We start from the raw sequence: 10,066 nt of genomic DNA, 5'->3' as shown, positions 1-10,066 counted from the left end.
CCGAGAAAGACCTGGCCACAGAGCCGTTTACACCCACGGAAATCGCTGGCCTCATCTCTTTCTTTCAAGTGTGCTGGCCCTTTGCGTTTTTTTCTTCATTGATATGAAAATTGCCCATTTAAGTGCTCAGGTCTGGGATGAGCTCCGCGAAAAACCTTCTTTAGGGAACACACTTCACATTCAAATTTTAGCCCAACAATTTGCCTGGAACATTCAATATGCTGGGCCTGACGGAAAATTTCAAACAAGGGATGACATTCAAACGATGAATCAACTTCATATTCCTGTTCATCGGCCCATCGAACTTGAAATGCAGTCTAAAGACGTCATTCACTCCTTTTGCCTTCCTAATTTCAGAACTAAACAAGATATCGTTCCCGGCATGACCACACGACTTTGGTTTGAAGCAACCGAAACGGGACAATTTGAAATTGCCTGCGCTGAACTCTGCGGATTGGGTCATTACCGGATGAGAGGGATTTTAACGATTCAAGAAAAACAAGACTTTGATGCTTGGCTTAAGAAAAAGGGATCTGAAAAAAATGTAAAAAAAGAAGAGGACGAGTGATAAGAAATAAATTAACGTCGTTTTTCCCTCCCCTTAAGGTAAGGGGAGATGGAGGGGTTATGAAATCGACTTACATAACTCCCCCAATCCCCTCTTAACTTAAGAGGGGAGAAAAACCCTGTTTTTATAATCGATGAAAAATATCAAAATGACAAATCAAAAATCAAAACCATTTTTAACCAAACACATCTTCAGCACCGATCATAAGGTAATCGGAAAACAGTTTCTCTTTTCAGGTCTTTTTTTCCTTCTCGTCGGAGGCCTGATGGCCATGATTATTCGTTGGCAGCTGGCTTATCCCTTTCATAAAATCCCATTCATCGGGAAAATGCTTTTCCCTGCTTTAGGAGGCATCCTTGCTCCAGAGAATTACAACATGCTGGTGACCATGCACGGGACCATTATGGTCTTCTTTGCCATCACGCCTATTTTAATTGGTGCCTTCGGAAATTTTCTTATTCCCCTTCAAATGGGCGCACGTGACATGGCCTTTTGGAATTTCGACGATTTTAGGATCCGTCAATTACATCACAACCATTATCATGCTGAGATCCCCCGGCATGAAGTGGTTTCGAATGCCTTTGACCACTTGGGGACTTTTTTACACGGCCATTTTAAACGCCGTGTTTGTTCCTGTCATTGCCATCACACTTGTTCTTCTTTTACTCGATCGAATTCTAGGAACCACTTTTTATACAGCAGGTCCTTTGGCTCCAGCTCCTGGAGGCCAGGTCCTTCTCTATGAGCATCTTTTCTGGGCCTTTGGTCACCCTGAAGTCTATATTTTGATTCTTCCGGCCTGGGGCATCATCTCTGATCTTTTGTCTGTATTTTCGCGAAAACCTGCTTTTGGATACAAGGCGACCGTGATTTCAATGGGCATTATTTCTGTCTTAAGTGGCATCGTTTGGGCACATCACATGTATCCGAGCGGCATGAACGGGACCTTGGGAAAATTTTTCATGTACACCACTTTTCTTGTGAGCATCCCTTCCTCTATTTTCTTTCTCAATTGGCTCGGGACATTGTGGAAGGGCTCTTTGCGCTTCACCACCCCGATGTATTTTTGTCTCGGACTCATCGTTGTCTTTGGCCTAGGAGGCCTCACCGGCATTTTCAATGCAAGCCAGGCGATTGATATTTACATTCACGACACTTATTTTGTGGTGGGACATTTTCATTTTACTTTGGCTGCATCTGTTCTCTTTGGAAGTTTTGCAGCCATTTACTATTGGTTCCCCAAAATGTTCGGCCGCCTCATGAATTCAATGCTTGGCAAACTTCATTTTTGGATCACATTCCTTACTTTGTGCTACGTCTTTTTTGGAATGTTCTTTTTGGGAATGGGAGGAATGATGAGAAGAATCGCAGATCCAACTACATATGATTTTCTAAAGCCCTTACAACCTTTAAACATCAAAATCAGCTGGGCCGCCTTTATTTTGGGGGCATCACAAATGATTTTCATTCTGAATTTTTTTGGAAGTTTATTTTTGGGGAAAAGAGCACCTATGAATCCATGGCAGGCCAACACACTGGAATGGACGATCGCATCTCCACCTCCTGAACATAATTTTGAAGAAATCCCTAGGGTTTATCACGGACCTCATGAATTCAATCATCCGAAACTAAAGGGAAAAGACTGGCTTTTGCAATCAGAGGAACTTGATAATATGAATCTCAAAATTGATAAATGATTTTTGATTCCTTACACCCCCCTCTTAAAGCTCGTTTTGTAGTCGCCCCATTTATGGGGCTGCCCGATGAATCGGGCGACTACAAAAAAAAACATGAGCGGGAGAGAAAAAGATGTTTAAAGCCATGATGTTCATCACACTTTTAGCCGCCTATAGCGTTTTACGATTTGCGAATCCTGGCTGGCAAGGGCCTTATCATTTACCCATTCTCATGACCTCAATCAACACTCTCATCCTTCTATCAAGCAGTTTTTTCCTTCATCAAGCGCAAACGATGATTAACAAGGGAACAAACCAAAAACTTTTTTCCAAAATTGGAATAACACTTGTCCTAGGAATCATTTTTTTAGTGCTCCAAGGCGTTGAATGGGCGAAACTTATTCGCGAGGGTCTTGTCCTTAAAACCGGGCCCTTTGCCTCGACTTTTTTTACCCTTACCGGTTTTCACGGTCTTCACGTCTTGGTCGGATTATGCGTCCTTCTATTTCTCCTCATGAGATCAAAACAGCAGCCTCTCAAAAATCCCACTCCCTTTCACATAGGCTCCATGTACTGGCATTTTGTAGACGCTGTTTGGATTGTTATTTTTGTGAGCCTTTATCTCACCTAACTCTCGACCCATTATATTGTCAACAACCACTTTAAGACAGGTTTATAGTGAATGGTTTTTCCATCTAGCGTTTCTTGCCCTTCAAATTCTTCTGTGATAACGACTCCTTCTTTCATCTTTAATGCATCCATTCCTTTTAAAAGGGATGAGACCTCCCTCTTTTTTGTTTGGGCTTGGTCCAAATTCCATGAGACCTGAATCAGTTCATGGATGTGGAGTCCTTCCTTCACGACAAAGTCAATCTCTCGATGCTGATCATCCTTCCAATAATAAAGATCCATGTTTGAATTTTGGGCACGTCTTCGACAAAGTTCTTGAAAAACCAGACACTCTAGAAGCCTCCCTTGATTCGAACTTGAACGAAATCCCACCGCATTTGCAAGCCCAACGTCAACAGGGTAAATCTTTCTTGGGCTTTTTTCTTGCTCCTTTGCCTTAAACGAAAATCGCTTGAGAAATGTAAAAAGGTAAACCTCCTCAAAATAATTTGAAAATTTCTCCACCGTGTCCGGAGATAGATCTAAGGAATGCCCCATTGAATTAAACGTCATTCCAGAGGCAACATTCGAAAAACAAAGCCTGGCCAGAGCCTTCAACTTCTCAGTTTTTCGAACTTGAAAGCGTCGCACCAAATCTTTACTGACAATATCATCAAAGTAGGCCAGCAAAATTTGTTGCTTTTCTCCTGAAAGGACAACTTGAGGGAAGGATCCAAACTCTAGGGTTTCTCTGAGAAGAGCCGCAAGCTCAACTTTTTTTGATACGGCCAAAATAGGATCCGGAAAAGAGATTCCCCGAAACTGCATTTTTTCTTGGAAAGAAAGTGGAAAAACTGTTAGATTGACATGCCTTCCTGTTAACAGCGTCGAAAGCTCTTTTCCAAGAAGTTTAGCGTTAGAGCCGGAAAGAACAATGCGGGCTTTTTCTAATTCATGCATCGAAAGAACCCACTTTTCCCAGTCTTGCACTTCCTGAATCTCATCTAAAAAAAGTGTGGGCTTTCCTGAAGGGGCTAGAAATTCAAGATAGGTTTCATAAATTTTTTGCAAGAATTTTGCATCAAACTTCGGCCATCGAGGATCTTCAAAATTGATGAACAAACCTTCTTTTTTTAAGAAGGCATCGTCTCCAAATAAATCTCTTGCCAGTTGCCTCATCAAAAACGATTTTCCAGCTCTTCGAGGCCCCGTGATGACAATCACCTGATTTGTCTTGTAAAGACGCTCAAGATTTTCAAGATATACAGGCCTTCTAACACCACAAGACAAGTCTTTTTCCCAAAAATTCCAGTCCTTCAAAATGGCAATTATTTCTTCTTTTTTCATATTAGTATATAAAATAAACTTATTTTAAATACTATAATAGATAAAATTATTATATTTTGTCAATTAAATTATATCTAATGTTATAAGCTGAGGCATACTTTACGGTATGTTGAGCGTGGCCGACCGAGTCTGCACGGAGAGACGAGGCGGAATCGGAGAAGAGCAGTAGAAATCTGATGAGAAATGCGGGCTATATCAGGTTGACTTTTACTTAGCTTCACGGCGAAGAGCGACTTGACTGACATGACCAAGACAGCACGATCCTTCAGGGTTGGTGATTTCACAGTAACAGTTTCCAATTTTGACCTGGGCTTTGATCTTTTCAATAACCGTGTTCTTTCCCGTGGCGTCTATCTCGGCTTGAATCCTCTCTCTCGTCCACCCAAAACAATAACATATAGGAAGGTTGAGATGACTCGGTTCCTTCATACTCACGGGGACGGAAAGATCTTGCTTGCGATAGAGAATTCTTTCTTTAGAAAAATAGACTACATCGCAAGCTGGCGAGCTACAAAAACAAAACTCGTCTTGCATGGGAATCGTACTTCGAAGTTCTGGTTTGACCAGAGATCCCAGGGTTATTCGCTTCACAAGTTTACCCAGGAGACCACATGCCGGGCATTTCACAGGACCACAAACTGTCTGTGGATGAAATTCACAACATGATCGAGTGGCCGATTCACCCAGCGGATTCACTAAAGATGATTCAGCATCACCACAACAGGAACTTGACATGATGAGCGTCCAAATAGTTTATGAAAAGTGCCATTGTTTAATCATTTTAACTTTTCAGCTTTATAGCCTGTCTCGTTGATCGCGTTGATGACTTCGTCCAAGGATGTTTTTTCCGTGTCGTAAGAGACTAAAACAATACCATCGCTGGCACTCGCCTTAACATTCCTTATCCCGGGGAGTTTTTTTACAGCTTGCTGGATAGCGATCTCGCAGGTAAAACAACTCATCCCTTTTACGGGGATCGAGACTCGAGTGTCTGCTTGCGATAGATTCCGAACAGGTTTGCCTCTTGCATACGTGTAAATATTAAAACCTGCGAAGGTTAAAACCACAGCCGATGCTAAAATCAATATATTTCTAGTCATTCTTTTTCTTCCCATCTCGCACTGTTCCGATTCGCAGGATTTCTTTTCTTTGAAATACTTTGCCCACGCCAAAGCCAGAAGCCCCGCTGCGGCCGTGATGAAAAACCAGTGATATCTTCCCAAAATTGACCCTATTCCTAATCCACCCAGCCCAAGAAGGATCATAACCAAAGGGCCCAGGCAACACACGGATGCAGTTAATGCAGATAGAAAACCTAATCCTTTTGCTCTCATTTCCTTAGTTCCTTTCCTTAGCTCCTTTTCCCCGGTTCCTTCTCAATCTGAGGGCAAACAGCATATCCTTGTCTCTTGGCTTTCTCGGGACTGACCCAGTTTAAGATTTTTTTCTCCAATCTTCTCTTCATCTTTTCAAGCCCTTTGATTTTTACATCAAATTCTCCAATTTTCTTCGCAAAGAGTGTTCTAACCAAATCACAGCAAGATTTGAGACCCTCTTCACTACAAACCATAATCTCCTTAATCTCACCCAATGTTAGGCCCAGGGCTTGTGCCTTTTTAATAAATCGAAGCTTTTCAATTGTCTCCTGAGAATAAAGTCTAAACCCACCGGAACTTCGAATGGCTTTTTCCAAAAGACCGATCTTCTCGTAATATCGAAGTGTATCTATCGATAGCCCTGCAGCTTGCGAGGCCCCACCAATGCAGAGGTCTTAGCAAACCGCCACAAGGCAAATTTATTTCAAACGAGTTTTTTGTGGGTTTTCTGACCTATGTCACCTCATATCGCAACTGAAATCGGAACTTATCCAGCGTAACCGGAGCCATTTCATTCAATTCTTCACACAAATGGCGCGCCGCATAGTCAATCACTTCATCTCTAAACTTTTTCAGCCTAATCGTAAGCTCATTTCCATTCAGCTTTATATCGGCCCCTCTTCGTACGATCATCCCCAATATTTGCCACACATCTTTCGGGTCATCATAATACTTTCCCAGTATTTTACATGCCGCTTTCTGCATCGTATAACTGAATACTTTTATGCAATCCAAAAACCGCTTTTTCTCATAATCAAATTCAACCAATCTTTCCCCGTTATGGGCCTCTTCAAATTTTATCTCTGCCGGCAATTCATCTATTTTCTGATCAATCAATAACATCTGTGTCCTAATCGTTTGAATATTGGCCAATGTCGTTATCTTCTTCTCTTTGACTTCCTGCCAATTTATCTCATCAGACACTTTATTGAGCAATAGGTCTGCAAAACCCAATTTCAATTTATGTAATTCTGTTACAAGGTTTGCTCTGCTCCTTTTTAATTCCTGCGTGATGGGATTGCCCACCATCGGCTGTTTCTCCAATTCTTCGTACTCGTAGCCCGGAAAATAATCTATTCTGTGATCTAATTTCAATGTTTTGATTAGCGTTTCCTGCCCCCACCGTCTGCAAATTAATTGAATAACCAAACCCGCAGGTATTTCCCAATCATTCGTGTAAATGGCCGTCTGCTTCTTTTTTCTCCCGCTCTGAATGACGATCGCGCGTATTTTTCCATATTTTTTCATTGTCCGATTTTCTGCTTCAAAATATTTGATCTCCTCGCTTTTTTGTATTTCGTAGTTTACGATTACACGCCCCCTAAACTGCTCCTCTTTTATTTCCGGTTTCCAACTGTCAAAATATTTCGCCCATGTAATAAATCTTGTCTTAAGTTGATCACTGTCCATTTCCCTGAATAATTCAGAGCTGTACCCTTCCCGGTCAAACACAACGATCAGCTTTTCGTCAGGCATTCCAACAGACTTGGCCATGCCTTTTGCCTTTAAGATAAGCTCTGGTATCTTTTTTAGTAAATCCTCCGAAGACGGCCTTATAAAAAATATCAGCGGATTGAATTTGTCGTCAACCGCCAGAAAATTATAACTCCCCTTCATCGGCTTCTGCTTGACTCCATGCCACCCCATGCTTATTAAGCAAATGCCGTAATAGGGAAGAAAGTGTGAATCAATGTACAGCACTCCCCATTTGACCAATCCTTGACTTAAATACTCCTTCCCAAATTCCTCCATGAGTTGTTCGCCATTCTTCAACTCTCTAATTTTATGCAAAAATCGTCGTATCGTAAAAATGCTCGGACTATATAATTTACCGATTAATATCCCAAATTCCTCAGGGTACACAGTCTTAAAATTTTCTATCGATCTAAAACCAAACACATCGCAGTATAATATGGTTAAACATAATTGCTCCAGACTGTATCCCTCACATGTCGTGATGCCGATTACCTTTTCTATCGTGGACGCAAAATGATATTGACGCAGCAATGAAACAAATAATAAACCTCCCGCGTAGGCGCTAAACTCTCCGCGCTCCAGACGATTTAAATAGTTCCGCTCCGCGGATGAATAAGCTGATGTTTTTTTGTCCACGCAACCTTCGTCAATATTTGTCTCAATGGCTGCGATTTCTTTGTCCTTATTACATTTCTCTTCACTGCACGCAGTTTCTCTTGAATAAATATTTTGAGTGTCCGAAAAGTTTTTACACCTTTTTTCTAAATCGTGGAACGACAATTGATTTGTATTTTCTATTTCAAAAAGACAACTTTCCGATTCGCGGCTTTGCTCTTTTGCGGATTGGTTCATAAAGCCATTCTCTGAAAGTATCCGGCATATGGACCTTATGCCTACTTCTTTACCCCACTTTTCTTTGACTAATTTTACAAGATCATCATAAGAAACATTTTTGTTGCTGAATGCTATTTCTAAAATCTTAAATCTTATTTCAGGAGTGATTTTCCATGACTCTTTCGGCCCTCTTTTCCGGCTTAAAAGTCCGTTTACTCCGTCGCCCATAAATGCAGATATATAGTTGGATACCGAGTTAATATGTATGCCAAATGCTTCTGATCCTGCCATCGTTTCCCATTTTTTGTACTCCTTCCGGAGCACATCATATCAAAAATTGGACTTCCTTAAAATCCACAGTGAATTTTGGCGCGATTTTGAGCTGTTTTTTGAGCCTTGTGGCGGTTTGCTAAGACCTCTGAAACGGTACATAAATGGCGGACATCCGCAACCCACTCCAAAGGTCAGGCACTCCATTAGCCTGCGAAGATAGAAAATAAAAGAACATCGTCCCCGAAAGAAGCCACCAAGCCTTGAAACGCGTGAGCCCTGTGAACGCAAGAATCCACGTGAGATACCAGGGGTGAACGGAAGGGCTCACCATCAAGAGCCAGGCTAGACCGAATTTCTCATCACATTTCTACTCAGAGCGCCAATTCCGCCTCGTCTCTGGGTGCAAACTCGGTCGGCCCTGCTCAACGTACTGTAAAGTACGCCTCACACGGCCTCGGTCGTGCAACCTCCCCTCCAAAGCGGACTCGGGCGGTCGAGCTCAAGAAATCTGACGAGAAATCCGGGTTAAAGCTTGTGGATCCATGAGCGTATCGCGTGAAGAAAAAGAAGGATATCCCCACGAGCGATCGAGGCCCCCGCATTCATCTGTACGGCTCTATTTTTCCGAGTTTGAATAACCTTTCCATACTTTTGCGCTATTGTTACAGTTTGATCCGTACTTGTGCCGTCTACAAAAATCAATTCTGATATTTGCGATAGAAGCTGATGCTGTTGAGGTTGGTCAGCGTCTCGCCTTTTAATGCAAATTTTCGAACGTCAATTCCTACTTCGCAGTAACGTGTGCAGAGGTTACAGGCGATACATCTTTCCTTTCTGGGAAGAATGGCATAGTGACTTCGCCCTTTCTTCGTAAACCAAGCCGAAATCAAATGCATGAATCCGGCTGTCGGACACCAGTACCGGCACCAAATTTTCCCGCTCAGGAAGGGATAAAGAGAAACAGGAATCACCGCGATTAAAGCAAAATCCACGGTCCAGCTGTAAATCGATTTAATCAGATTTTCACCCGGCATCTTGAACATGGCCCAAAGGGTCGCAATCACCGCAAACGTCATGACGTAAAAAATCTGCCTTTCACGCTGGCTATTGACTTTGCCTCCGGGCCGATAATGACGCCATTTATCCCCAAAGGTCTCAGCCAAGCCGCCACAACCACAAATCCAAGAACAGTATTGTTTCCCTGTAAACATCACAAAAATTGGTAAAAGAACAAATGATAAAATGACCGTCCACCAAAAATAAAATTGTGTAGGGCTCTGCAAAAAGGATTGCACCGTCACAGGGCTTAATCCCAAGGGCCAGGCGTATAAAAGGGAATACGCCTGCCAATGGTGCAAGATCACTTCAGGGATCACGCTAAAGAAAGTGGTTTGAAAGAAAATCAGCGAAAGATATTTTTTTGTTTGAAGAGAATCGCGATATCTTAGAATCGCTTTAATCCCAAAAATCCAGACCACGCCCGTATAAAGCCATGGATAAGTCGAGGGCCTAACAATATCTTTGAGGTCCTGCCAAAGCCCCTTTAAAATATTAATAGAATTTAGAGTTGCTATTTGCATGTTTGGCAATCAACGATCAAAAAACCATCTTAATGACTTAAGGAAAATTCTCTTTAGACGGTGCCACCATTTAACCTTGATGAGCCTTTCTCTCCCTCTTTGTTTCCTAAAACCTGCGTGAAAAGTAGCATTTTTCAAGCAAGGGGGACAAGTTTTTTGATTTTGTTGATGGCGAACTCGAAGGTTTTTTTATTGGGGCTGTTCTTTGGAAATTTAAGATTAGGAATATTTCCAGTATGCACCAGGATTCCTGGCATCATGAAAAGTTTATGGCGAAGCCTGGGGAGCGTGAGTGACTGCCAGTCCTCCGGCAAGCAAAGTCGTTTA

The 10,066-nt window shown here is 42.1% G+C and carries 9 protein-coding genes and 1 pseudogene; 3 read left to right on the top strand and 7 right to left on the bottom strand.

The annotated features are described in order from the left end of the window. From HYS07_01960 to HYS07_01950, 3 genes and pseudogenes are all read left to right on the top strand, one after another. Nucleotides 1-568, top strand: a 568-nt coding sequence (locus HYS07_01960) for a hypothetical protein (GenBank protein MBI1869939.1), incomplete at its 5' end; no start/stop codon positions are given. 148 nt (nucleotides 569-716) lie between these two features. Further along, nucleotides 717-2,265, top strand: a pseudogene (locus HYS07_01955) (cbb3-type cytochrome c oxidase subunit I). Nucleotides 2,266-2,377: 112 nt separating this feature from the next. Next, complete coding sequence (locus HYS07_01950) at nucleotides 2,378-2,875, top strand: heme-copper oxidase subunit III (GenBank protein MBI1869938.1); 498 nt, start codon at nucleotides 2,378-2,380, stop codon at nucleotides 2,873-2,875. A gap of 11 nt (nucleotides 2,876-2,886) precedes the next feature. Here the strand turns inward: HYS07_01950 and HYS07_01945 are convergent, their stop codons facing one another. The 7 genes from HYS07_01945 to HYS07_01915 form a co-directional block, all read right to left on the bottom strand. Continuing rightward, nucleotides 2,887-4,200 (bottom strand): ATP-binding protein, encoded by a 1,314-nt coding sequence (locus HYS07_01945; GenBank protein MBI1869937.1) that lies wholly within the window; start codon nucleotides 4,198-4,200, stop codon nucleotides 2,887-2,889. A 207-nt stretch (nucleotides 4,201-4,407) separates the two neighbouring features. Next, nucleotides 4,408-4,791: a (2Fe-2S)-binding protein gene (locus HYS07_01940; GenBank protein ID MBI1869936.1), complete on the bottom strand. Its 384-nt coding sequence runs from the start codon at nucleotides 4,789-4,791 to the stop codon at nucleotides 4,408-4,410. Nucleotides 4,792-4,976: 185 nt separating this feature from the next. Further along, entirely contained in the window at nucleotides 4,977-5,534 is a 558-nt protein-coding gene (locus tag HYS07_01935) for a heavy-metal-associated domain-containing protein (protein MBI1869935.1), read from the bottom strand. A 17-nt stretch (nucleotides 5,535-5,551) separates the two neighbouring features. After that, nucleotides 5,552-5,962 carry a MerR family transcriptional regulator gene (locus HYS07_01930; GenBank protein MBI1869934.1) on the bottom strand — a complete coding sequence of 137 codons (411 nt, stop codon included), beginning with the start codon at nucleotides 5,960-5,962 and terminating at the stop codon, nucleotides 5,552-5,554. A gap of 67 nt (nucleotides 5,963-6,029) precedes the next feature. Then, nucleotides 6,030-8,177, bottom strand: coding sequence for a helix-turn-helix domain-containing protein (locus tag HYS07_01925; protein ID MBI1869933.1), 2,148 nt, complete (start codon nucleotides 8,175-8,177; stop codon nucleotides 6,030-6,032). A 507-nt stretch (nucleotides 8,178-8,684) separates the two neighbouring features. Continuing rightward, a complete protein-coding gene (locus tag HYS07_01920) occupies nucleotides 8,685-8,927 on the bottom strand; it encodes a glycosyltransferase (GenBank protein ID MBI1869932.1) in 243 nt (80 codons plus the stop codon). Beyond that, nucleotides 8,858-9,739 carry a 4Fe-4S binding protein gene (locus HYS07_01915; GenBank protein ID MBI1869931.1) on the bottom strand — a complete coding sequence of 294 codons (882 nt, stop codon included), beginning with the start codon at nucleotides 9,737-9,739 and terminating at the stop codon, nucleotides 8,858-8,860. Before HYS07_01915 ends, HYS07_01920 begins: the two co-directional genes overlap by 70 nt. Between the last annotated feature and the right edge of the window lie 327 nt (nucleotides 9,740-10,066).

The organism is Chlamydiota bacterium (genome assembly GCA_016178055.1).
Lineage (GTDB): Bacteria > Auribacterota > JACPWU01 > JACPWU01 > JACPWU01 > JACOUC01.
Note: the sequence above shows the minus strand (reverse complement) of the source record. Positions and strands in the feature narration are given on the sequence as shown.

Bases quoted from the DNA above. Each gene is read 5' to 3' on its own strand.
- HYS07_01950 (MBI1869938.1), top strand. From the start codon at position 2,378: ATGTTTAAAGCCATGATGTTCATCACACTTTTAGCCGCCTATAGCGTT.
- HYS07_01915 (MBI1869931.1), bottom strand. From the start codon at position 9,739: ATGCAAATAGCAACTCTAAATTCTATTAATATTTTAAAGGGGCTTTGG.
- HYS07_01925 (MBI1869933.1), bottom strand. From the start codon at position 8,177: ATGGCAGGATCAGAAGCATTTGGCATACATATTAACTCGGTATCCAAC.
- HYS07_01935 (MBI1869935.1), bottom strand. From the start codon at position 5,534: ATGAGAGCAAAAGGATTAGGTTTTCTATCTGCATTAACTGCATCCGTG.
- HYS07_01945 (MBI1869937.1), bottom strand. From the start codon at position 4,200: ATGAAAAAAGAAGAAATAATTGCCATTTTGAAGGACTGGAATTTTTGG.